The following is a 24908-nucleotide window of genomic DNA, read 5'->3' on the forward strand; positions in this document are numbered from 1 at the left end:
AATGAAGAAAATCCTGTCTTTTCTTTTTGCTTCTGCTTTACTGATTTCATGTAATAGTGGCCATCAGAAATTATCACAAAACGAATATGATGCACTTTCAGACGAACAAAAAAGAAGTTCAGCGTATGCTTTAGAAGGAATTGATTTAGGGGATAAGGATTTAGAAGTTACACTTTTTGCATCAGAACCAATGATGCGAAATCCTACCAACATGGATATAGATTCCAAGGGAAGAGTATGGATTTGTGAGGGGTATAATTACAGGTCTAAGCTTAATCCTAAAAATACGATAGATGAGGAAGGTGATAGAATCTTAATTCTGGAAGACACGGATGGAGATGGAAAAGCAGATAAAAGCAAGGTTTTCTATCAGGGCAAAGACATTAATGCTGCTTTAGGAATAGGCGTGTTTGGAAATAAAGTGGTGGTTTCTGTGAGTCCTTATGTTTTTGTTTTTACAGATGAGGACGGAGACGATGTAGCAGACAAAAAAGAAGTTTTGTTCGAAGGAATTGGCGGAGAAGACCACGACCACGGAATGCATGCATTTACTTTTGGACCAGATGGGAAATTCTACTTTAATTATGGAAATGCAGGAAAGGGTTTGTTGACTAAAAATGGGAAACCGCTTTATGATATTAAAGGAAGAGTGATGAGATCCGATGGTAAACCATACAGAGAAGGCATGGTTTATAGGGCAGATTTGAAAGGCGACAATGTCGAATTGTTGGCTTGGAACTTTAGAAATAATTACGAGGTAGCTGTAGATTCTTATGGTCTCATGTGGCAATCTGACAACGATGACGATGGCAATAGAGGGGTTAGGATAAACTATGTCATGGATTACGGAAATTATGGCTTTAAAGATGAAATGACAGGCTCAGACTGGAGAACCAGAAGGGTAAATATGGAGGATTCCATTCCATTGAGACATTGGCACTTAAACGACCCTGGTGTTGTGCCTAATGTACTTCAAACCTACGCAGGTTCTCCTACCGGAATGGTCGTTTATGAAGGTAAACTACTTCCTGAAAAATATCAGAATCAGATGATTCATACAGATGCTGGGCCAAACGTGGTTCGAGCATATCCTGTTACGGATGATGGTGCAGGATACACGGCCAAGATTTTAAATATATTGGATGGGTCTAAAAGGGATAGATGGTTTAGACCTTCAGATTTGACAGTGGCACCTGATGGCTCCTTGTTTATTTCAGATTGGTACGACCCGGGCGTGGGTGGGCATGCCATTGGCGATCAGAACAGAGGAAGAATTTATAGAGTAGCTCCTAAAGGAAATACTTATAAAGTTAACAAGCCAGATTTTGAAAGTCTGGCAGGAAACATTATGGCTTTACAAAGCCCAAATGTTGCTACCAGATATATAGCATGGAATAAACTTCATGATATGGGAACCGAAGCAGAGGATGGTTTAAAAGAGCTTTATAAGTCCACTGACCCTCGAATGAGAGCCAGAGCCTTATGGTTATTAAGTAAACTTCCTAATGGCAAAGATTATCTTACAGAGGCCTCAAAAGATGCAGATGCTCATATCAGGATTGTTTCTGTAAGAGCGGCTAGAGAATTAAAAGGAGATTTCTCCACCTTGTATAATGAACTGGCCGCAGATGCTTCGGCTCAGGTGAGAAGAGAGGTGGCATTGGCTATTCGTTATAAAAGTGCTCCAGAAATATGGCTGAAATTAGCGTCCATGTATGATGGGAAAGATAGATGGTATTTGGAAGCGTTGGGCATAGCCGCAGAGGATCAATGGAACGATTACTTATCTAAATATTTAGATGCCGTAGGTGATGGATGGGCTACTTCTTCAGCAGCAAAAGATATAGTTTGGAGAAGTAGAAGTTCTAGAACCTTAGATTTACTTGGACAGATAATAGCTAATGAACCTATGGATACTAAGTGGAGGTATTACCGAGCCATGGATTTTCAAAAAACTGGCGACAAGAATGGCATTCTGCTAAACCTGTTAGGCAAAGCAAAGGAAGTGGAAGAGAAGACTGTTATTTTCCGACAACTTGACATCAATGATCTTGGGGCTTATCCTAAATTAAAAGATGAGGTTTCTAACTTTGTGAACGAATTAAGTAGTGAAGACTTCCTAGATATAGTGGCCAAATTTGACCTAAAGGGTCAAAAAGAAGGACTCCTTAAGATTCTTAGAACGGACATTGAAACAAGCAATATTCAATCTGCTGCCAACACTTTTGTGAAATTTTATGGCATGGATGAAGTAAAGAGCCTTTGTCTGGATTCGGATATTGCAAAAGCGAAAAATGCAACCGAACGTTTTGGTGCTGTGGATTCTGAACCAATAACCAATTTGTTAATTAGTATTTTTCAAAATCCTAAATTGGATTTATCTCTAAGACAAGAAGCTATGAAGGCCATGAATGGCTGGGACAGCGAGTCGCGTCTATGGGAATTAATTAAGGCAGACAAAGTACCCGCAGACGTAATGGATATAGCCAAGGATCATATGATGAGAACTTGGCATCAAGACATCAGAGCAAAGGCTTCTGCTTTTTTTGGCGAAGACGAAGAATCAAAACTCGACCTTTCCAAAATGATTAAACAAACTGGTGATGTGGCCGAAGGGAAGAAGACCTTTGAAATGTTATGTTCCTCGTGCCACTTGGCAGGTGGAAAGGGCGTGGACTTTGGACCTGGACTTAGTCAAATAGGAGCGAAGCTATCTAAAGAAGGTCTTTATAATGCTATACTTAATCCTTCCGAGGGAATGGGTTTTGGATACGAAACTCAGGAGATAAAATTAAAGGACGGTACGCAGTTTCAGGCGATCGTGACTTCTAAGACTGAAAATGAATTAAATGTTAAACTTTTAGGACAATCTGAACAAACTATTTATTTACTGAAAGATGTAACCTCCGTAAAGCAGTTAAATATATCTCTTATGCCTAAATTTCCTTTCGAAGAGAAACAATTGGTAGATTTAGTGAGTTATCTGTCAAGTTTGAAGTAGATTAGGAATATTAAAGTGTGATTTTTTCTTGAGACCAAAATACCATTTAAAACCGTGGGAAATAGCTTGGCAGCGTAAACTGCGAGATTGGAAAGAATCACGCTTTGGTTTGAAGCTTATTCAGCGGATGCCAGCGAATTTATTAAGTAAAATACCCTATGAAGCTATCCCTTTCTGGATAGCTTCTGTGTTAGTGGGTCTTGTATCTGTAGGCTATGAGAAAGCTTTTGAATTTGTAGAAACGACCAGCATAGCTATCTTTGAATTTAATCCCTATTTAATTTTTGTAATAGCCCCGGTTTTTATGTTTTTAAGCTGGTATCTGGTGCAGCGATATGAGAAAAATGCCGGAGGTTCGGGTATTCCGCAGCTCATGGCAGCAGTCAATATTGCGGGTACTAGAAATGGTTTATTGGTGGATAAGCTTCTGAACCTGAAAATCATTTTAATTAAAATTGTTAGCAGTTTAGCATTATTGCTAGGTGGAGGTGCTATCGGGAGAGAAGGCCCAATGCTCCAAATTTCAGGTTCTATATTTGAAACGGTTTATAGGTTAATTCCAGAGAAATGGCCGAAGGTTTCTCAAAAAGTGATGCTTATTACCGGGGGAGCTTCTGGATTGGCAGCGGCGTTTAATACACCACTTGGGGGGATAGTTTATGTGGTGGAAGAGCTCACAAAATCACATATAGGTAAATTTCGTACTGCGGTTTTTGGAGCCGTTATCATCTCTGGTCTTACGGCTCAGTTGTTTCTTGGATCTTACCTTTTTTTAGGTTTTCCTAAAATAAGTAAATTGCCTTTTTTAAGTTTATTTTGGGTAGCTGGTTTTGCATTTATTTCCGGCTATTTAGGCTCCGTTTTCACCAAAGGCATTACAGAAATTTCAAAATTAAGGAAGAAAGTTAAAAAAGGAGGCCACCAGGTTTTGTTTGTTTTAGGCATTTCGATGCTCTTTGCCGCCTTAGTCTTTTTTACAGGGAATTTTTCTATGGGTACAGGAAAGCATTTAATTAATGAAATACTGTTTACCAGTGAGGAATTACCTTGGTTTATGCTTCCTGCTAGAATGATTGGCAGTTTGCTCTCATTTAGTATTGGTGGAGCTGGAGGTATTTTTTCCACCAGCTTATCATCAGGAGCGGCGTTAGGTCATTTGCTCGTAAGTACGTTTCATATGGGCCAAGAGAACCATAATCTTATGGTGTTAGTTTGTATGATTGGCTTCCTTACTGGAGTAACGAGATCTCCCTTTACAGCAGCTATTTTGGTGCTTGAAATGACAGATAGACACTCCGCCATTTTTTATTTTTTATTGGCCGGCATGGTGGCTAATGTAGCAGCCAACTTGATATCTACCAGTTCCTTTTACGCTCAGAAAGAAATAGAAATTTTCAAAGAGCTAGGATTGAGAACTAAATCAAAATCCTAGATCAATTCTTGTTTGCATATCGTTGTTTGGAAAGCCCAAGCCGGATGGTAAACTGGCTGGAGTATATCGTTCTAAATTAGGGTCATAAAGACCATTCTTAATAAACAGTGTTATCAGATCTAATTCGTTTTCTGTTAGATTCAGTGGCTTAAAGTTAGGGTCTAATTGAGCATTAGGAACTACAGGATTCTCAGAGACACCTTTGTTTTTATAGGCAACCACATCCCTTATTGATGTAAAAGATGCTCCATGTCCGTAAAAGGGAGAATCTTTTAAATTATAAATTTGAGGTATCTTAAACTTATACATGTCTTCAGGTCTGTTTGTAAAGCCTCCTCGACCTTTGTGTTCCACACTTTGATCAGTAACGTTATATACCTCTAGGTTTCCGTAGCTGCCTTTGGTTAAATCCTTCATGCCAATAGCCTTAAACTCCATGTTTGCTAAAGATGGTCCGTTATGGCAACTGGCACAGTTACCCTTACCAAAGAACAAAATAGCTCCTTGTTTTTCTTCATCTAGCAGTGCGTTATAGTCTCCTTTTAACCATTGCTGAAATGGCGATTGATTTGACAATAAAACCCTTTCATAAGCGGCCATTGCTAAAGAGCCATTCTTGTTTAACTCTTGAGGATTATTAAAACTTGTTTCGTCAAATGCCTTAATATAGAGATCTTTGTAGTTGCCTACATTGCTCATGAAAATCTTGTCGATCATTAATCTATGAACATCTCGACCCGCTATAGCTTGAGTTTCTATACCTTCAAAACCGAGTTTGTTCGTTGCTTTTGGGGTTCCAGCTGTCCAAGAAGCTTCTGTACCAATGTTTTTGTCCGTTCCGCCAAATTGACCATTCCAAAGAACTAATTTTTGATAAGCTAAATTCATAGCAGAGGGAGACCTAATAGGTTGCACGTCAATATTGGCATCGGCATATTCAGGGTTTTTCTTTCTGGCTTCACCATAATGACCAAATCCTATACCACCTTCGCCTATACCCTGTGGCATACAAGCTTGGAAACCCGCTTTGGCATGATGACAGCTGGCACAAGAATAGGTATTCATACCAATAGACTTGGTAGGATGTTGACCAATGCCCGTTTCATGAAATAATAGTTTACCCAGTTCTACTTTTGCAGCGGTAAGTTTATTTAGGGGATCTTGAGGTATCTTAGAGAAATCATCACTAGAAGGCATTTGATAAAATGATTTACCCACTCCATCTGAACTGGCTATAAGAGCATTCTCAAGGGCAATGTCGATGTCGTTAGCCTTAATCTCTAATTCATCTTTAGGGTTACAAGACCAAAAAATAGATGCAGACACTATAATTAGGATTGCTTGGTAGAACTTTTTATACATAATAGTTAGATAAGTGAGCTTCCTTTTGTGCTGCAAAAATCAATCCAGAACAGTTCTTAAAAGGGGCCAAAATTAAATAGAAATACTTACAGTACCATTCTGTAGACCTGTGTGACGATAGTGAAATTGAAAATCAAAAAGCATATTATTCATTTTTTGAATGGCATGTTTCTTGACTAGGCTCTTTTAGGTAGGAATCTTGTATATTTCGCTTTAAGAATTGGAGTTCTTTCTAAATTAATATAAATTTCGGATGAAATTTGATTGTGGTGAATAATAGGAAAGAACTAAAGTTTGGTGGAATACTTCTAGCGGTTTGCTTTTTGGCGAACCTCTTCTTAGTTCCTACTATACTTTTAAGCTTGCTAGAAAGAGAGGGTGATATTACCACCGCATCTCATTTAAGTAAAGCAGAAGGACCTCAAATTTTAGAAATAAAGATGTCAATGGCTCTCCCTTATGCTTCTGAATGGGATGCTCCTAAAAAAGGGAATGGGCTTTTAGAAAAAAATGGTGAGTTCTATACATTGGTAGAAAGGAATTTTGCTAATGATACGCTCTATTTTAAGTATATAAAAAACAATAACGCTAGAGAAATCTTTAGTATGCTATCTGATAGTGTAGGTGCTAGTGAAGACGACCCACTGGATCAGAATTCTGATAGACGCTCTCTGTTATCCAATTGGATGTTTTTGAAGCTTAAGACAAATTCAGATGATGGATTTCAGTATTTGAATCTTTATTTCACAGAAAAACTGCGAGTGATTTTTTGTCATAATGCTGCTTTTAACTCCGTCATATCTCTAATTGATACGCCTCCTCCGCAACTAATTTAATGTAAGGGCTAAATTTAAAAATCACCAATAGAGCATGTTGGTGCATTGCTGTATACATTAAATTATAATCAAGATGTTAAAAAAACTACTTGCAATATTACTATTGCTTATCATTCCTTATATATATGTTTCTGCACAAGGCTGTGTGGCTATTAGGCACTTTTCTACCTGTTCAGGAAATCCTAATTCTTCTCTTCAGACAGGTAAAGGTTACGCACTTTTTAGTGCCAACTATAGATATTTCAAATCGTTTAGACACTTTAGAGGAACACATGAAGAGCCAGACAGGGTGGCTAATGGCTCCGAGGTTATTAATTACAGTCATTCTTTAGATTTGAATTTTACCTATGGATTAGGAAACAAGACCTTCATTACGGCTAATCTCCCTTTAGTTTATAATGAACGCAGTTCTTTATATGAACATGGTAGAACAGAAAGGCATTCTTCGTTTTCAAAGGGTTTGGGTGATGCTAGAATAGGCGTGGGATACTGGGTGAGAGATGTAACCAAAGCTCATAACGCCAATATGTCTTTAAACTTGGGTCTTAAGCTTCCAACTGGGCAATATGGAGCTACGAGTACTTTCTATAATGTCGGTCCAAATGGAACGGATGAGCTAAGGCCAGTAGACCAATCTATTCAGCCAGGTGATGGCGGTTTTGGTGTTACTTTAGGTTTACAAGGTTTTAAGCAATTAGGAACGAGACTTAGCGTATATGGTTCTGGGTTTTATCTTTCTAATCCTAAAGAAGTCAATCATACAAGAACTTATAGAGAAACCTTAAGCCCTCTTTTAGAAAACGAGTCTATTATGTCGGTGACTGACCAATATTCCCTTTCTGCTGGACTAAGCTATTCATTTTTTAACCCAAATTTAAGCCTAAGCTTAGGGGGAAGATTTGAAGGCGTTCCTGTAAAAGATGTCATAGGAGGTAGCCTAGGGTTTAGAAGACCAGGAATGGCGGGCTCTTTAGATCCAGGGGTTGTTTTTATGAAAAATCAAGTGATGGTTAGTCTAAATGTACCGGTAGTGTTGTACAGAAACAGACCTCAGAGTTTGACAGACTTGGAAACTGAAAAACTCACGGGTACGCCAAGGGCGGGAGATGCTGCGTTTGCCGATTATCTAATCAATTTCGGTTTAACTATTGGGATAGGTCATAAAAGCACTGGCAGCCAAATACATTAAATCAGATTTAAAAGCACAAAGAGTATATGGCCGATTCATACTTCAAATGATTTCGGCTGTGTCTCATAACAAGATATATAATGATAGAAAATATAAGGTCTACTAGAAATGTAGATAAAATAAACAGAATGGCACTTTTTGTCGTGTTTTTTTGGTTTGGGTTTTTGAAAATTATTGGTGTGTCACCTGCAGAGGAATTGGTGGTAAAGTTGTTCAACTTAACACTTTCTCCATTCATGGATATTGATTCATTTCTAACTGTTTTTGGGGCTGGAGAATGTGCATTAGGGTTAATCTGGCTTTTTCCGAAACTTACCAAAATAGCATTTTATGCTCTTTTTATGCACATGATTTGTGCTTTCTTACCCTTAATTCTTCTAAGGGCAGAAACATGGCAATCTTTTATGATATTGACCTTAACAGGACAATACATTGTTAAGAATATAGTTTTGATGGCTTCTAGCTGGTATTTGTACACGAGCTATTCTGCTCTCGAAGAAACAGATCGTTTTAATGAAACAAAACGAAAGTTAGTACACGCCTAGGTTTTAAGTTTCTTCTTTTTGGCAGCGGGAAATAATACATTATTAAGGATGAGTCTATAGCCTGCAGAATTTGGATGTAAATTCAAATCTGTGGGCTCTTCACCCACATAATGCTGATAATCTTCTGGGTCGTGGCCACCATAGAATGTCCAAAACCCTTTGCCTACTGTTCCGTGAATATATCTGGCTTCGTTTAATTCTCTGTTTTCGGCGAGTATAACTACTTCAGGTTTAATAAGGTTTTTCTTGTATGCGGTAGTTTGCCCCATAAATCCTTTAATAAGGTTATGATGGTTTTGAGTTAGCATGGTAGGAATAGGATCCCATTTTGCTGAGAATTCGAAGAGATTGAAATAGTCATTATTTTCTTGTATGCCTCTTTCTTGGCTTGTATTGTCAATATTTGAAAATTCAACGGTATATGGGTCATAAATCAAAGAGAAATCTTTAAAAGCAAAAGTGCTATTAAAATCAAGTTTAGAATCGGCGGAATGGTCGGCGGCATCACCATCATAAGGTGTTTCTACAATATCCAATCCATCTGCGGCTAAAGCGATGTCATAGGTGTCTGTGGCGTTGCACATGGCAAACATGTAGCCGCCACCTAATACGAACTCTTTTATTCTTTTAACTACGGCCAGTTTAGATTGACTCACTTTATCGTAGCCAAATTTGCTTGCTATTTCCTCTGCTTCCATTTGCTGCTGCTGATACCAGGACTGGCCTCTCATTTTAATGAATTTGCCATATTGACCAGTAAAATCTTCATGATGGAGATGCAGCCAGTCGTATTCTGGAAGTTTTCCTTCTAATACCTCTTCGTCAAAAATCTTTTCATACTTAATTTCGGCATAGGTGAGTGCCATGGTTACGGCATCATCCCAAGGTTGAGTGCTTTTTGGTGAATAAACAGCTATTTTGGGTATCTTTTGAAGTTTAACGGCATCCATATTTGCATCTGGATTTTTTACTATCGTTAATATTTGAGCTCCGTCAGCTTCAGAAATTACTTCGTAACTAATATTTCTAATGATGCACTCGTTGATAAATTCTTGGGTCACTGGGACCATAAAACTGCCTCCTCTATAATTGAGTAACCAATCCACCTCGATTTCGTAAGTTGCCAATATCCAATAAACCAAACCATAAGATTTAAGATGGTTTGTTTGCGTATTATCCATAGGAATTAAGAGCTGATTGGCTCTGAGAGACCCAGAAATAGTCAAAAAAATGATAAGCGGCAATAAGACTCGTTTCATTGGTTTGTTAGTTTTAATTACTCTGTCCAATTTTGTAAATATAACCGATTTGGCTTCCGAATAGTGTAAGAAATGCTGTCAAATAGTTTAAAAATCAATAATTGTTCCAATTAGACGAGATGAATTTAAAAGAAAATGTTGCGGAGGGATTTAGATCTATTCAAGCCAATATGCTTAGAGCAGTTTTAACGGCAGCCATCATTGCTTTTGGAATCTTGGCATTGGTAGGCATTCTTACTGCTGTAGATGGTATTCAAAATAATGTAAATCAAAGTATGGCGGGTCTTGGTGCGAATACTTTTGACATTCTAGTGGAACAGCGACAAGGACGACGCAGTGGTATTAAGGAGAAAAAAGTTCCTCCAATAGTTTACAGAGAGGCCAAAAAATTTAAGGAGCTCTTTATGAAGGAAGAGACTGCTTTGGTGAGTGTATATACGGGTGTTACTGGAAGTGCGGAGGTAAAAAGAGGCTCCATCAAAACGAATCCTAACACCAGAATTATAGGTATAGATGAGGCGTTTTTGGGCATTAAGGCCTACGAGCTTCAAAACGGAAGAAATATTAGTCAGATAGACCTTCAATTATCCAGCAAAGTTGCGGTGATTGGATTTGAACTGGCTAAAACACTTTTTCCGAAAGAGTCTCCTTTAGAAAAGGAGATTTCTTTTTACGGAGATAAGTTTAAGGTAGTGGGTGTTCTTGATCAGAAGGGTAGTTTATCTGGAGGCGGAGATGATAGAGTTATATTAGTTCCACTGAGTGTGGGAAGGCAATATGATACCAATGGTTCATTTTCTTATGAGATAACTACTTCCGTTAAGAATGTTTCAAATATTGAAGAGGCCATAGGTGAGGCTACCGCAGTAATGAGAAGGGTGAGGGGAGATAAAATAGGTGCAGACGATAGCTTTAAGGTAGAAAGAGCCGATAGTCTGGTGAAACAAACAGAGGATATTACAGGAGGCATGCAGATAGGAGGTTTGGTTATATCTATCATTACGCTTTTAGGGGCTTCCATAGCTCTAATGAATATTATGATGGTATCTGTTACAGAAAGAACCAGAGAAATAGGCGTTAGAAAGGCTTTAGGGGCTAGCCCAATGAAAATAAGATTGCAGTTTTTAATAGAGGCGATTATTATATGCCTATTCGGTGGCATAGTAGGCGTGTTGCTAGGTATTTTGGGCGGAAACTTGGTTTCTTCACTCATGTTTGATGAATCTAGCTTTCTTGTTCCTTGGGGTTGGATTTTGATAGGCTTGGTGGTTTGTATTAGTGTAGGATTGCTTTCTGGTTTTTATCCTGCTTACAAGGCTTCAAAGCTAGATCCAATAGAATCTTTAAGATATGAATAGCAGGTAAAGTGGGCACCTAAAAAAGTTTTATAAAAAGATTTGAAAAACCTTTGTGAATAGTGTCCGATACTCTACTTTTGCACTCCCAACACGAATTAGGCCCAGATGGCGGAATTGGTAGACGCGTTGGTCTCAAACACCAATGGTAGCAATATCGTGCCGGTTCGACCCCGGCTCTGGGTACTTAAGCCTCTCTTTTTAGAGAGGCTTTTTCTTTTTAAGCCGTTTCCTTATTTTGGCATGGAATGCAGCCGAATCATTTTTTGGTTATTTGCATCTTAAATTTATTGACAATTGTCAATAAATTAATATTTCTTTTTATTGAACAAAATTTCCCAACCTCATGGCATAGTTTTCCCTTTTTTCAGATTGTAATACTCAAAAGTTTTAGTAAAAATATACAATCATGAAAAAGGTTCACATAGTAAACAGCAGTTTCTCAAGAAAGAAGAATTATCAAAAGCCTAAACTAAAAAACTTAGGTTCAGTGGCGTCTCTTACCCTGAAGACGGGTTCCGTATCCGATTTTGGTTCTAATCAGTTTCAACCTTAAATCCATACGCCATGAAAAAGATAATTTTATTTTCATTTCTCTTTATGCCTTATATATTAATAGGGCAATGCGTTTGCGGGGTTGGTTGGACTGTAGCCACTGGAGCAGCCAATTTACCATCAAATAATGGTGGGATATGTGTTGATTCCGAATGGACTGGCTTTATTACAGACCATTTAGGCGGGGCATCTATTTGTGTCACAGAAAATGGAAAATGGATTCCTGCAACTCCAGCCTTATCCGTTTCAGGGTTTTCTGGGAATTTTGATTTAGGCATTAACACCGGTGGCTTAGTGGAGATAGGTTTAGGTAATCCAGTAATTAACTTGGCAGGAAAAGTAAAGAATTACGGAGGATCGCTTATCTGTGATACATCAAGTCCGGTCACTTTTGGAGATACTTTATGGAATAATCTAGGTGGGTTACTTACCTTAAATTCGGGTTCATTACTTACCCAAAATCTTTTAAATTCGGGTATCATAAACCTGAGTTGTAAAAGCATAGAGATTTTAGGTGCTTCTAATCTTGGAACTATTAATATTAACCAAGACTCTATCAGTATAATACATAACAGACAGTATGCCGATGGTACAACTTATTTGGTCTCTCCTATACAAATTGGCGTTTTGAATAATTTTGCTCAAGTCAATTTGCTTGGAGATAGAATTGTCGAGATAGTAGCTGGTTGTTTGATAAATAATGATGGAGAAAATGCCGTCATGGACTTTGATGTCTTAGGTGAAGCAGGAATTAGACTAGCAGGATGCACCTTGAACAATTTAAATGGAGGAAGGGTGTTGGCCGGTTATTTAGAGAGTGCTCTAGGGACAATTACGAATGCTTCTTCTGCAAGAATAGATGTAACTAGGGATCTGTTTTCACACGGAGTATTTAATAATAACGGTTATATAGGAGTAGGTGCCGACCTCCAAATCGGAGTACCTGGAGCCACAAATATTCCAGGTGTTAATAACAACCAAATTATTGTGGAAGGTGATATTCTAATTAAGGGAAATATGATTAATGATGGTATCATAGCTGGAAGTGGTGAGTTTGTAGAGGGCTATATTGAACAAGTGGAAACTTGGGTAAAAAATCCTTTAGATCTTTTAGGTGCATTAATTAAGAAGGTTGTAGATGTGTTAAGAGGGGAAGATTTTCTCAGCGGTGATGGTGTCATTTGGTTGAGTAACCTTCCAAAAGATTCATTTCAACTAACCTCAATCATAGAAACTGGTGCTTTAACAAATAACACTTTAAAAACAGGGCCAACCATAGGGGTCAATGGGGGTGTTTTTCCAGTAAAGATTCATTCTTTGAAAGGAACGCAAATCGAAAAAAGGGTTCAGCTTTCTTGGGAAGTTTCGGACTATCAGGATTTTCATTCATTTGTTTTAGAAAGAAGCAGGGATGCAAAAAGCTTTGAGGGGATTGCAATGGTTAATAATGCCAATACCTTTATTTACAATGAAAATGATATGAGCCCAATCGAAGGGGTTAACTATTATAGATTAAAACTGAGGGATATGGACGGAGGTTTTGTCTTTTCCAAGATTATTTCTGTGAATTATGAAAAAGGAGGGAGTTATATGGTCTTCGAAAACCCTGTTAAAAATAATAGGATAGAAGTAAAGACTAATATGAATAACCCGATGGTCCGCATCTCTGATATAACAGGAAGAGATATTTCTTATAACATTAACCTAACATCAGAAGGATATCAAATTAGTCCAATAAACAGTCCAAGTGGTGTCCTTCTTGTAACATTTACAAATGAAAAGGAGAGATTAACCAAAAAAGCAATTATGCGTTAAACTAAAACTAGCTTTCCTAATAAGCTGTTTTTATAATGTGATATAAGCTTGAAAAAGCTATTCTACTGACCCGCTATGTCTTCTTTTCTTAAGAAGGTATAGTGGGTTAATTTTTTACAAAGAAAAGCGAAAGCATTCTTTTTATCAAATTTCAAACTATCGCTATGGTTTTGGGGTTAGGTTATCATTAAGTACATTGTTTTAATGTGCTGGTGTTTTTTATGTTTAGACAGTTAAATCATTGAAAACTTCTTTTAAACCTCCCTTTTGGCAGTTTAACGGCCATCTTCAAACCATTTATCCGAGCTTTTTTAGAACGGTAAACTTACCATATGTGAAAGAAAGGATTGAGCTACCAGATACCGATTTTCTAGATTTAGAGTGGGTTAAAACGGGTAGCGATAGACTTATATTAGTGACCCACGGTCTAGAAGGCGATGCAGGTAGACATTATGTCACTGGAATGATTAAGAAATTTGTAGATCAAGGTTTTGATGGTTTAGGCTGGAATTGCAGAAGTTGCAGTGGAGAAATAAATAGACTACCAAGGTTTTATCATCATGGAGATGCCGAAGATTTAAGGTATGTATTAGAATATGCCCTAAAGGAAATGAACTATAAAGAAGTAGTGGTGGCGGGGTTTAGTATGGGTGGTAGTTTAACTTTGAGACTTTTAGCCGAGCACCCAGAAAAACTACCTAAAGAAGTCATCTTTGCAGCCGTGGCATCTGTTCCATTAGATTTAAAAGATTCTGTTTTAGAACTTCAGAAAAAATGGAAACGCTTTTACATGCAGCGTTTTTTAAATAAGCTTGCTGTTAAGATTAAATATAAAGCAGGTCAGTTTCCTGATAATCCACTCCTTAATCACAAAGACCTAGATGTTACTTCCAAAGATTTCTTTGAGTTCGATAATAAATACACGGCACCACTTCATGGCTATAAGGACGCCATGGATTTTTACAAAAAAGCATCTGCTAAGCCCATATTGGGAAACATTAATGTACCTACTTTAATTGTGCAGGCAGAAAACGACCCCTTTTTGGGAAACTCCTGTTATGATTTAGGTACCGCAGAAAATAACAGTAAGCTTCATTTAGTTAAACCCAAAAAAGGGGGGCACGTTGGTTTTATGCAGGCTGGATCCGAAAGTACTTTTGTTGAAGATTTGGCACTAAAATACTATGAGGCTATATAGAAAAAGCCTCTGAAACGTGTCAGAGGCTCTTTTACCTTCATTTAAACTGTACCTAAAAGTCTTAATTCGAACCTCCGCCTGCACGGCTTTTTAGCTCTTCTGTGGCAGTGCTTCTCTTTCTGCTACCTTTTACGTTTTGGTTACCGAAATTATAGGTGAAGCTAAGATTTACATTCCTGCTTGTCCACCTGTTTTCGATTTTTAAATCTATGTTTTGATAATCAATGGCACCATTGAAGAAGGACGTCAAGAATATGTCATTGATGTTTAATTTTAAACGAGCTTTTTTATCCCAGAAACTTTTCTGAACTCCCGCATTGACAGAATACTGAGGAGAAGTTTGTTTTATAATACCCAAAACTTGCGGTGAGTTAAACCACATGTTAGCTTCAGCAGACCAGCCTTTTTTCATGGTAAATGTACTTCCGGTATAAAAGTTAAAGGCCACTTGATCTACGTCTAATACACCCCCACTTAAATTACTGTCTTGGTATCTTACATAATATAAGTTTACATTATTATGCATATTCCACCACTTCGTGATTGGAACAGGGAAAGATAGGTTTGCAGAATAATTCTCTACCTTTTCTAAATTGGTGTTTGTTTGAAAAGTTTGACGAGTTTGGTCATCTTGCTCTATTACGCCAAACATATTGTCCTTGGTATATGCGTAACCCAAGGTTAAAGATACCGCATTATTATAAGAGTAAGTAAGCTCTAAATTGTCGGTAAACTGCGGTTTTAAATATTCATTTCCTTTTTCAAAAGTATAAGGGTCTAAGAAGAATAAAAAAGGATTAAGTTGCTGATAGTTTGGTCTTCCAATTCTTCTGCTGTAAGAATACCTTAGATTGTTTTTGTCGTTTATTTTTTGATTCAAGAATGCGGTAGGGAATAAGCTTAAATAAGAGCGTGGCACTATTTTATTTAATGTCAAAGAATTACCCTCAGACTGCGTGTGCTCTGCTCTAAGACCTGTTTGGAAACCTATTTTATCCCATTGTTTTCCAATATTAAAGTATGCGGCATTCACAAATTCCGTATAGATGAAATGGTTAGTTTTACTTGGGTCAATAATCCATTCTTGGTCTATTCTTGTTTCAAACGCAAAGTCATTATCTGTTTTCACGAAACTCGTTTTAGCTCCAAATTCAATTTTAAATTTATCCGCTGTTGGTATTACAAAATCTACTTTAGCCGCATATATGTTGATGTCTGATGGTGTAGTGTTTCGCTGAAGAATATTATTGGTGATGATTTTGTTGGCGTCAAAATACTCTGTGTCAAAACTTTGAAAGGCATAGTTATTAAAACCGCTGTAATCTGCATCAAAAGTCATCTCTTTGCCCTTATCATTAAAGTTATGCTTTAAATTAAAATTGGCCGAGTAGTTCCAGTTGTCCATTTCTCGGTTAGATAATGGAATAAGTGAGCTTCCTGTTTCTATATCACTACGGCTTTCCATAATGTTTGTTAATCCGTTTGACTTCATGGTGCCGTTCCAGTTGTTGGCGTCTAGCATGACACCTATCGTAGTTTTGCTATTCGCAAAAAAGTCTGCTCCAATTCTAGCCGAGCTGTAAATTCCACTTCCGTTCCTTTGTGAAGTTTGGTCAAATGTACTTTTAAGTCCTTCAAAGTTAGTGGTTCTCATGAGGTGGTTATCGTTATAAAAAGCGTTTCTGCTTAAATTCCCTGTTCCAAAAACGTTAAACTTTTCGTTTCTATGGTTCAAGGACAGATTAGCCGAGCCTCTGTAAAGATCATCAGTAGCTTTTGGCAGATAGGCGTCTCCAGCAGATAAAACTAAGGTACCGTTGGTTCCGAATGCCTTGTTTTTCTTGAGTTTGATGTTTATGATACCTGAGTTCCCTGAGGCGTCATATTTTGAAGAAGGATTGGTGATGATTTCTATAGAGGTAATTTCATCTGAGTTCATGTTACTCAACATTTGCATGAGAGCCTCTTCAGATAAATAACTCCTTCTTCCGTCAATTTGTACCAGGACACCATTTTTGTTTTTTAATTTTAGGGCATTGTTTTGTCTATCAACTACCACTCCTGGTGCTTTTTCCAAAACTTCTAGGGCGGTGTTGCCACTTCCCACGATACTGTTTTCTACATTGAGAACCATGCGGTCTATCTGTTGTTCTATGAATGGTTTTTTAGCTACGACAGTTACTTCACCAAGTTCATTTGCAGATATTTGAAGTTTGACAGGTTGAAATTTAAAGATGGGCGAATCTGAATTTAATTTGAATTTTGGAGAAAGGAAATCTAAATAACCTACCATGGATATTTTCACAAAATAGTTTCCAGATTTTATGTTATCCATGAAGAATTCTCCGTCCATATCGGAAGCAATGGCTCTGGACAATGTGCTGTCCAAGGAGTTTAGTAAAAGAACATTGGCAAACGGCAGCACATCTGCATTTTCGTCAAGTACTTTTCCTGTGACCGAATAAGTAGACTGTGCCCATGAACTCAATGTCATTGTAAGGGCGAAGAAGGTAAGTAATAGTTTTTTCATTTTTTTCATTTTTTTTATGTCGTAATAGCTTTTTTAGATCAAGGAGAAACAGAGGGTTGAACAACGGGTTCCCTTTAAATCTTGGTTCAAAATTATGGGTATTATGCATAACAAGGTAATAGTTTATACACAAGTGGTTCAATAAACTGGATGAGTGGTTTTGAACTAATTTGTACTTCAGATGACGAGATGGCTCAGGAAGTTGCAGTATCACTCATCTGAAAAATGACATAGCGGTGAAAGGCTTTATTTGGAAGTTCAAAGTGTATTAGTTGGAGATAAATGGCATTTATTGATATGTGGCATCTTGAACCGGATATAAATAAAGCCTCCCAATGTTTGTAGGAAGGCTTTTGAGATCTATTTTTTTTGAAGGGTTTCAGTTGGTCTGAAACTTTGCTAAAGCCGCTCCAGTCGTTTTTTGCAATTGCTTTCTAAAAAATCTGGTGTTACCGAGTAAAATGCCTTTCCATCCCATGGCTTGCTTAGCCCAAGTGTATAAGTTGAAAGTATCAATATGTTCAATAATTTTCCCGTCTTTGAATTTAAATTTCCCCAAAACTACATTATGAACTTTCTTGCCCGTTTTGCTAAAAGTATAATGTGCTTCCCATTTGACAAGTCCTTTGGTTTGGTCGGCTATAGGTTCAGAAAAGGTTATTACGGTATCAGTTCCGCCGTTCTTACAGAGCATTCTCCACATATCTTTAGCGTCTTTACCTTTTAATACTCCAAATGCAGGGTCTTTAAAATAAATGTCATCGTGATAGTAAGAGACCATGGCTTCGGCGTCTTTTTCTGAAAACGCTGTGTAGAATTTTTCTAAAACTTCTTTCATTGCAATTAAAACAATTAATTAGACATCCATTTGTCCAGTTCCGTAATATCTTTCTGTTCCAACTTTAACTGAGAAACAACTTTGTTTCTAGATGGAAAAGCGATCAACATAACCACCAAAATAGCCAATGATATAAACAAAAACTGGGTTTCCCCTGTAAGAATGGCAGCCACAGAAGCTATCACTGCGGGTATCGCTAAACAAACATTTTTGATCAAAGTGGACTGTTTAAAATGCCCAAGTTTCTGGCTAAGTCCTTTCGTTTTTAAGGCTGTTTTTAGGTGCTTATTACCTAAATAAAATGAAGCAGAAAGACCTATAACGATGGACATAGGAATAGCTTTAAAGAGAATATCCATATAATCTGCATTTCGGCCAGCATTACCAGACTGAATGAGATAAAAGGAAACCGCTGCTAGAAGTAAAATTCCGAAAGCACTGATCATATAAATTTTTTGAATTTCTTTTAGAGGATTGGTATTATTCATATTTTTTAGTTTTTAAGAGCTTAGTTTAACGCTGCTTTTTAAAACGCCTAGTTTCATTATTTCGCCACACCTCACGGCTCGGTTTTCTTGGGCATGCCCAATCGGAAAATCATACGAAACAGGATAATCATATTCACTTACATGATCTTGAATTATTTCAAAGGCAGATTTCCCAAAAGGTGTGCTATTGTCTTTATTGTCAGTAAATTGTCCCACTATAAGGCCTGCCAACTTACGCAGTTTTCCGGCTCTTTTTAGCTGAACCATCATCCTGTCCATATTATAATAGTATTCTCCTACATCTTCTAGGAAAAGAATTTTATTGTCAAAACTTATGTCTGAGGGCGAACCAATGTTATGAGCCAAAAGGCAAAGGTTTCCTCCAATAATTTGACCTTTAGCCTTTCCTATCCTATTAAAATCGTGTCCACGTTCTTTGTAGGAGAGTTTTTTGCCCATAAGAGCATTTTTAAGCGAGGTCGTGGAGGTTTTATCGTTACTTAAGGTGACCATCATAGGCCCATGAATGGACTGATAACCTAAACTTTGTATTTTCTGATGAACGACCGTAATATCCGAAAAACCCACAATCCACTTTGGATTTTCCTTAAAGGCCGTCCAGTCCATTTTGTCAATGATTTTTGAAGCACCATAGCCACCTCTACCCGCTATTATCGCTTTAAGCTTAGGATCATCCAGCATTTGTTGAAATGAGCTTATCTTTTCAGAATCTGTTCCAGCAAAATTATGATAAACATTAAGCACATTATTTGCTAACTGTGTTTTGAGTCCAAATTGTTCATGCATGATTTCTTGACCCAATAAAAGCCGCTTCTCATCTAAAACAGAAGATAAAGAAACCACGGCTATTGTATCTCCTTTTTGAAGAAATGGCGGACGCTTAAGTTCCTCTAATCTCATTCTATTAAACTCCAAATTGTGTTAAATGGTGATCTATATGCTTATAAAACATGGTATTCCATTCACTTTCGGTTAGTTTTCCAAAAGAATTGGATTCTTTACCATCAAAATAACTACCACCTAGTTGCTGCGTTTTATTAAGAAATTCAATCAATCTTTTCTTCTCCTTTTGGAAGTCTCTTTTATCCGTAATCACAAAAGCCGGTGCCGTAGGACTATTTTTTTTGTATGGCTTAGGACCTACCACAATGCCTTTTACAAAAAGCTTCATAATGATTTTTTTGAACGCTCCCGCTTTTGGAAAGGAGTCGTCATAAATCATGTCGTAGGTAACGCAGTTATGAGCCAACATCTGTGCCACAGTCATTTTACCCCATAGTGCCTGAGTTTCAGGTGTTAGCTGATTTATTCTGTGAATAACTTCATTTGTAACCGCCGAATCGAAAATGTTTTTCATGGTACTTTTTAGTATGAGAGGCCAATATATACAATTCCTCTTTCGCAAAAAAAGAGAGCTATGAGATAAATTCTGTGCTACAAGACCTAATAAGCCTTAAAACTCTTTAATACGGCTAGGTTCGTAGCCTATTCGCATGGCCATAGTTTCGTAAGTTCCATTTCCTAAAATGAAGGGTTCTGTATAAACTTCCCACCTCTTAACGCCTTTTATACGGTAGGCAATAGAGGCTCCTTCGGTCATGCTCATGAGCTTTGCCTTATTACCGGTTTTATAAACAATAGGGTCTGAGGTGATTGGTGCAGAAGTACCTCCATTCCACATATTTTTTAGCATTTCTGCCTCTGGAATAGCTCCTAAATCTTCAGTATATGCTATCCAATTGTCCATGACGTCTCTTAATCGCTTAATCTCTTTTGAATAAGTGGGGTCTTCTGCCAAGTTATTTAATTGGTAAGGATCTATTGTCCAATCGTAAAACTCTTCTTTGGGCTTGGTTTCTTGAAACCAGAAGGACTGCTCTTTATTAAGTTTTCCTTCATCTTTCATGGCCAGAAGCATTTTCATGGTAGGAATTCCTTTCCTAAAGTCCACATCCATATATAATGGTTTTTCAGGTTCATAATTTCTGACATATTGAAATTTCCTGTCCATGACCGATCGAACGCGGTCATAATCGTTGTCTATTCTGTCTCTAGCACCAAAAATAAATTCATGATCGTTGTCGGATTTGAATTCGCCCAAAAAAGCCTTTCCATGCATCTGAGAAGGTTTTTCTATACCCACTAGTGATAACATGGTTGGTGCAAAATCTATAGCATTGATAAAATCGTTGTTTCTAGTACCCGCATTTTCCTTGTTTGGAAACCTCGCAATTAAAGGAATATGCAAACCTCTTCGGTAAACTTCTCTTTTATAAAAAGGAAGTCCGTCTCCATGGTCTCCCCAGAAAAAAACAATGGTATTCTCTAGGAGTCCGTCCTCTTCTAACTTAGCCAGTACTTCACCTATTTGGTCGTCCAGTTCAGAAAGATTACTGTAATGCCTGGCTACGTCCGTTCTTGAGGTTATATTATCTGGATAGTAGGGTGGAAGAGGCACTTTGGCTGGATCCACTCTTAGCTCATGATCGGCTCTCGCCCAAATTTGAGATTCGTGCGTAGTCGTGAAATTGATAACACAGAAAAAAGGCTGATCCTTTTGTCTTCCTCTCCAGTCTGCTGTTTTACTTACTTCATCCCATACGGTAGGAGGGGCGGTAAATTGATAGTCTGTTTTGTCGTTATTGGTGGTATAATACCCTTTAGCTCTTAAGTATTCAGGGAAACATTTCACATCTGCAGGTGGTACGGAGTTGTACATGGACGGCAGACCCAATTCCACAGGCTCATGTATGCCCATGGTTCTCATATGCTGCCCACCGTTACTGGTTTGATATCTACCCGTAATAATAGCATTTCTACTAGGCGAACATACGCCTGCAGATGTATAAGCATGGTCGTATACAACACCTTCTTTTGCTAGTCTATCAAGGTTTGGAGTAGCTATAGTGGAGTCGCCATAAGCTGCCATTCTGGGACTTAAGTCTTCTGCCGAAATCCATAAAATATTGGGCTGAGGGGGGACGTTTTCTTGAGACTCTTTAGTCATAGATTGATTGTCAGAGCCACATGAAACGATAAGGAAAAGAGAGAGTACGAAAAGTATATTTTTAAATAACATAATACTTAAAAGTTTTTTAGTCCTAATTTTTGAGCTTTTAACGCTAATTCCATGGTCAAGAAACAGTGTTCTTGTGTCATAGCGGTATTTGTTCTATTTAATACATCATCTACCATTTGAGAACCAAAGGGTAAATCTACGTCTTTGCAGTCCATGTGAATGGTATCTTTTCCGTCGACCAGATAAAGGTGGTTTCCTGAATCAAACCTCGCGATATCAATATTTTTCCTTATTTCAATAAAGCCCTCCGTTCCCAAAATTGTCAATCTTCCATCTCCCCAGGTTTTAAGGCCGTCAGGTGTAAACCAGTCTATTCTCACATATCCAGAACCGCCATTTCCGGTCACCATAGCATCCCCGAAATCTTCAAAACCGGGGTATTGGGGGTGATTGATGTTTTTTACTTGAGCGGCCAGAACTTTGGCTTCCGTAGAATTGGTAAAGTGTAAAAATTGGTCGAATTGATGCGAAGCAATGTCTGTAATAATACCACCTACTTGGCTCATATCGTAAAACCAATCTGGACGAGTTTCAGGTCTCATTTTATGCGGCCCAAGACCTATCGTTTGAATTACTTTTCCGATAGCCCCACTTGCCACTAATTCTGTGGCCTTAACCGTCGCTCTGTTTTCAAGTCTTTCGCTGTAAACGATGCTATAAATTTGCTTGGTCGCTTTTTGTACTTTTCTTACTTCTGCCAGTTGTTTCAAGGTTGTAATGCCTGGCTTGTCAGACATATAATCTTTTCCTGCTTTCATTACTCGAATTCCTAGCGGAGCTCTTTCAACGGGTATACCAGCACTTAGCACCAGTTTAATGTCAGGATTTTCGAGTATTTCTGCTTCACTTTTGGCAAGTTTAGCCTCGGGGTATCTTTTACCAAAAGCCGTATTCAGTTCTTGTTCTTTGGCATAAAACAAAACCAGTTCTCCTCCACCTCTTTTAATGGCTTCTGTCATGCTGTAAATGTGGCCGTGATTCATGCCTATGACGGCAAATTTCAATCTAGGCTTTGCCCAAGTTTTAAGTGTAGACGATGACGACGCTATGATGCTTTTCTGAGCAGAAAGGTTTAATGGGACAGAGCCTAATAAACCCAAACCTGCTGAGTTTATGGCAACATTTTTAAGAAAGTTCCTTCTATTATTTTTCATTATGATTGGGTTGAATTCATTTTTCAATTTTGTGTAAAAGTATTTTTACTCCTTAAAGTTTCCTAACTGGTCTTCCCATGAGTAGGTTTTGTAAGTGAGTTTAAATCCTCTAGTAGGAATGTTAAGTTTTTCTTGAAGCAAATACTTTATGCCCTTGGAGCCACCAAAATCTCCTCTATACCAGCTTAGTAAGCTGCTGGTTTGGATTTCCATGGTGTCGTAGAAAATAGAGGTCTCAGACTCTAGGAATGACATCGTAGCCATTTCTAGCTGTTGTTCTATCTTCTGTGTATGATAAAAAGCGATAGGTGGACAGCTCTTTGCTCCGCAGTTTAGAGCAAAATGGATTCTATAATCAATTTTATCGACCGCGAGTTTTTTTAGTAATGCAGGTGCGAATAGGTTCGGGAGATATCCTAGAGAGGCCTTTATCCGATTTTTTCTTAATATCCCGTGTTCAATGTCGTCTAAACTCAATTTCTGACCAGCTATATCAATCGCCTTTGTGGTGTAAATCTCTGACAGATTTACCATATTTTTCTTTCTAAGAATTTGATAAAATGCATTATAACAGTTTATCCAAAAGGCTTTTTTACTTTCATCATTAGAAATTTCGTTTTCAAGTTCTTTTAGGTCTAGCTTAGCCATTTGGGCTTCTAGTGCTGAAGTCTCTTCATTCTTTTTAACGGCTAGAAGAAGGTCTTCAGAAAGTTTATTTATCATTCAAAATTGAATTTAAAATCTGGAGAAAAAATATGTTCTCTTTTTATAATGGACAATCCTTTGGCCAGTTGTTCGGGGTTGGAATCTGCTAGGTTTACTTGTTCACCCAGATCTTCAGCAATATTGTATAATTCCACTTTGCTTTTCGTACTGTCGTTTACAAAGAGTTTAATGCATTTCCAGTTCTCATCGAAGATTACGGCCTGTTTTCCGCCTTGTTCGTAAAACTCCCAATAGAGGAATTCGTGTTTTGGTTGTTCATAACCAAGCAAAGTTGGTAAAAAGGAAATGCCATCCGTTGGATGTTCGTCACTCACGTTTACCAAAGCCTTCAATGTAGCAAACAAATCTACAAATCCAGATACATGGTCAGAGGAGGTTCCTGCCTTTATTTTTTCTGGCCATCTGGCTATGGTTGGTACCCTAATTCCGCCGTCATAGAGATCTCTTTTTATACCTCTAAGGTCTCCATTGCTATTAAAAAAATCTGGGTCTGCTCCACCTTCCGCATGTGGGCCATTATCAGAAGTGAAAATCACGAGCGTTTTATGGTCTAGCCCCTCGCTTTTAAGTTTTTCCATAACCAGACCAACCGTTCTGTCCAACTCAGAGATCATGGCAGCATGTCTTTTCTGGTTTTCTGGCCAATCTTCATCGGCATAAATACCGAGGTCTGGTATTTCCATTCCAGATTCATTAAAGTGCTGTGACTCATTATTGGCATGAGGCACTGTAACAGGCAAATACAAGAAAAATGGTTTGCTTTTGTTCTCTTCAATAAATCCTATTGCTTTTTCTATGAATTTATGATTAGCGTAAGTTTTTTTATTGGTGGAATGTCCGCTTATACCGGCATTATTTCCTGTGGTCATGTATTCCACTTCATTTCCTAGGCTGTCTTTCAACTCATTTTCATAAAGCCAAGCGGGGTAATGGTTATGAGCATGGGCTTGGTTTAGATAACCATAGAAGTAATCAAAACCTTGTTTGTTTGGAATACCAGAACTTTGCTCTTCGCCTAGTCCCCATTTACCCACAATCCCAGTGACGTATCCCGCCTTTTTTAGTAATTCTGCTACAGTGAAGTCTTCGTCTTCTAGTGGCACCCTTTTGTTACCTCTAATTCTGGCGTGCCCATTATGCTTACCTGTCATTAAGGTGCATCTTGAAGGAGCACATACGGTGTTTCCTGCATAATGTCTGGTTAACATCATACCCTCAGTAGCCAGTTTATCAATGTTTGGTGTCTTAATTAATTTCTGACCAAAAGCTCCAACATCGCCATAGCCGAGGTCGTCTGCCATAATGTATACGATATTTACTTGGGAGTCACTGCCTTTTTTACTTTCTGTGCACGAGCATATCAACGTACTAAGAAAAAGGAGTAAAGAGAGTTTATTCATGATTTTTAATAGGGTTAAAGCATGAAGATAGTGGGTTACCCGTTATCATGCAATATCAAACTCAATCTTAATGTAAGCTCGAATAAGCGGTACTATTTGAATAGCCTTTTAATGCTTCCATTTAG

Annotated in this window: 20 protein-coding genes and 1 tRNA gene; 10 read left to right on the forward strand and 11 right to left on the reverse strand. The window is 37.9% G+C overall.

What is annotated here, in order from left to right; all coding sequences use genetic code 11:
* The first annotated feature begins 1 nt into the window (after nucleotide 1).
* Together ACSBFT_RS01920 and ACSBFT_RS01925 are read left to right on the forward strand one after the other, a co-directional pair.
* Nucleotides 2–3001, forward strand: coding sequence for a PVC-type heme-binding CxxCH protein (locus ACSBFT_RS01920; RefSeq protein WP_489603126.1), 3000 nt, complete (start codon nucleotides 2–4; stop codon nucleotides 2999–3001).
* A gap of 28 nt (nucleotides 3002–3029) precedes the next feature.
* A complete protein-coding gene (locus ACSBFT_RS01925; protein WP_489603127.1) occupies nucleotides 3030–4433 on the forward strand; it encodes a chloride channel protein in 1404 nt (467 codons plus the stop codon).
* On the opposite strand, the gene ACSBFT_RS01930 is transcribed toward ACSBFT_RS01925, so the two are convergent.
* Complete coding sequence (locus ACSBFT_RS01930) at nucleotides 4422–5759, reverse strand: cytochrome-c peroxidase (RefSeq protein ID WP_489603129.1); 1338 nt, start codon at nucleotides 5757–5759, stop codon at nucleotides 4422–4424. The two genes, ACSBFT_RS01925 and ACSBFT_RS01930, sit on opposite strands and share 12 nt — an antisense overlap.
* A 305-nt stretch (nucleotides 5760–6064) precedes the next feature.
* Between ACSBFT_RS01930 and ACSBFT_RS01935 the strand changes: the two genes are divergently transcribed.
* The 3 genes from ACSBFT_RS01935 to ACSBFT_RS01945 all read left to right on the forward strand — a co-directional run bounded on the left by ACSBFT_RS01935 (nucleotide 6065) and on the right by ACSBFT_RS01945 (nucleotide 8365).
* Nucleotides 6065–6631, forward strand: coding sequence for a hypothetical protein (locus ACSBFT_RS01935; protein WP_489603130.1), 567 nt, complete (start codon nucleotides 6065–6067; stop codon nucleotides 6629–6631).
* Nucleotides 6632–6704: 73 nt separating this feature from the next.
* Nucleotides 6705–7820, forward strand: a complete 1116-nt coding sequence (locus ACSBFT_RS01940; RefSeq protein WP_489603131.1) for a TonB-dependent receptor — start codon at nucleotides 6705–6707, stop codon at nucleotides 7818–7820.
* 80 nt (nucleotides 7821–7900) lie between these two features.
* Entirely contained in the window at nucleotides 7901–8365 is a 465-nt protein-coding gene (locus tag ACSBFT_RS01945) for a hypothetical protein (RefSeq protein WP_489603133.1), read from the forward strand.
* On the opposite strand, the gene ACSBFT_RS01950 is transcribed toward ACSBFT_RS01945, so the two are convergent.
* A complete protein-coding gene (locus ACSBFT_RS01950; protein ID WP_463044366.1) occupies nucleotides 8362–9624 on the reverse strand; it encodes an asparagine synthetase B in 1263 nt (420 codons plus the stop codon). The genes ACSBFT_RS01945 and ACSBFT_RS01950 overlap by 4 nt on opposite strands.
* Nucleotides 9625–9743: 119 nt before the next feature.
* Between ACSBFT_RS01950 and ACSBFT_RS01955 the strand changes: the two genes are divergently transcribed.
* From ACSBFT_RS01955 to ACSBFT_RS01975, 5 genes are all read left to right on the forward strand, one after another.
* Complete coding sequence (locus ACSBFT_RS01955; RefSeq protein WP_489603135.1) at nucleotides 9744–10982, forward strand: ABC transporter permease; 1239 nt, start codon at nucleotides 9744–9746, stop codon at nucleotides 10980–10982.
* Nucleotides 10983–11081: 99 nt separating this feature from the next.
* Nucleotides 11082–11165, forward strand: a tRNA-Leu gene (locus ACSBFT_RS01960).
* A 223-nt stretch (nucleotides 11166–11388) separates the two neighbouring features.
* Entirely contained in the window at nucleotides 11389–11535 is a 147-nt protein-coding gene (locus ACSBFT_RS01965; RefSeq protein ID WP_463044368.1) for a lasso RiPP family leader peptide-containing protein, read from the forward strand.
* 11 nt (nucleotides 11536–11546) lie between these two features.
* Complete coding sequence (locus ACSBFT_RS01970) at nucleotides 11547–13349, forward strand: T9SS type A sorting domain-containing protein (RefSeq protein WP_489603137.1); 1803 nt, start codon at nucleotides 11547–11549, stop codon at nucleotides 13347–13349.
* A gap of 241 nt (nucleotides 13350–13590) precedes the next feature.
* Nucleotides 13591–14547 carry a YheT family hydrolase gene (locus tag ACSBFT_RS01975; RefSeq protein WP_489603139.1) on the forward strand — a complete coding sequence of 319 codons (957 nt, stop codon included), beginning with the start codon at nucleotides 13591–13593 and terminating at the stop codon, nucleotides 14545–14547.
* Nucleotides 14548–14608: 61 nt separating this feature from the next.
* Here the strand turns inward: ACSBFT_RS01975 and ACSBFT_RS01980 are convergent, their stop codons facing one another.
* The 9 genes from ACSBFT_RS01980 to ACSBFT_RS02020 all read right to left on the reverse strand — a co-directional run bounded on the left by ACSBFT_RS01980 (nucleotide 14609) and on the right by ACSBFT_RS02020 (nucleotide 24783).
* Nucleotides 14609–17077 (reverse strand): TonB-dependent receptor, encoded by a 2469-nt coding sequence (locus ACSBFT_RS01980; RefSeq protein ID WP_489603140.1) that lies wholly within the window; start codon nucleotides 17075–17077, stop codon nucleotides 14609–14611.
* A gap of 379 nt (nucleotides 17078–17456) precedes the next feature.
* Nucleotides 17457–17915, reverse strand: coding sequence for a nuclear transport factor 2 family protein (locus tag ACSBFT_RS01985; protein ID WP_489603142.1), 459 nt, complete (start codon nucleotides 17913–17915; stop codon nucleotides 17457–17459).
* Nucleotides 17916–17929: 14 nt separating this feature from the next.
* The gene (locus ACSBFT_RS01990) at nucleotides 17930–18403 is read right to left on the reverse strand and encodes a hypothetical protein (protein ID WP_489603144.1); all 474 of its coding nucleotides are present in this window, start codon (nucleotides 18401–18403) and stop codon (nucleotides 17930–17932) included.
* A gap of 12 nt (nucleotides 18404–18415) precedes the next feature.
* Entirely contained in the window at nucleotides 18416–19324 is a 909-nt protein-coding gene (locus tag ACSBFT_RS01995) for a S66 peptidase family protein (RefSeq protein WP_463044375.1), read from the reverse strand.
* 4 nt (nucleotides 19325–19328) lie between these two features.
* Nucleotides 19329–19781 (reverse strand): DUF1569 domain-containing protein, encoded by a 453-nt coding sequence (locus tag ACSBFT_RS02000; protein ID WP_463044376.1) that lies wholly within the window; start codon nucleotides 19779–19781, stop codon nucleotides 19329–19331.
* Nucleotides 19782–19877: 96 nt separating this feature from the next.
* A complete protein-coding gene (locus tag ACSBFT_RS02005; RefSeq protein ID WP_489603147.1) occupies nucleotides 19878–21503 on the reverse strand; it encodes a sulfatase family protein in 1626 nt (541 codons plus the stop codon).
* Nucleotides 21504–21508: 5 nt separating this feature from the next.
* A complete protein-coding gene (locus ACSBFT_RS02010; protein WP_463044378.1) occupies nucleotides 21509–22657 on the reverse strand; it encodes a Gfo/Idh/MocA family protein in 1149 nt (382 codons plus the stop codon).
* A gap of 45 nt (nucleotides 22658–22702) precedes the next feature.
* Nucleotides 22703–23380: a DUF547 domain-containing protein gene (locus ACSBFT_RS02015; protein ID WP_489603149.1), complete on the reverse strand. Its 678-nt coding sequence runs from the start codon at nucleotides 23378–23380 to the stop codon at nucleotides 22703–22705.
* Nucleotides 23377–24783, reverse strand: coding sequence for an arylsulfatase (locus ACSBFT_RS02020; protein WP_489603151.1), 1407 nt, complete (start codon nucleotides 24781–24783; stop codon nucleotides 23377–23379). Before ACSBFT_RS02020 ends, ACSBFT_RS02015 begins: the two co-directional genes overlap by 4 nt.
* Between the last annotated feature and the right edge of the window lie 125 nt (nucleotides 24784–24908).

This window comes from Arcticibacterium sp. SM2516, assembly GCF_057914865.1.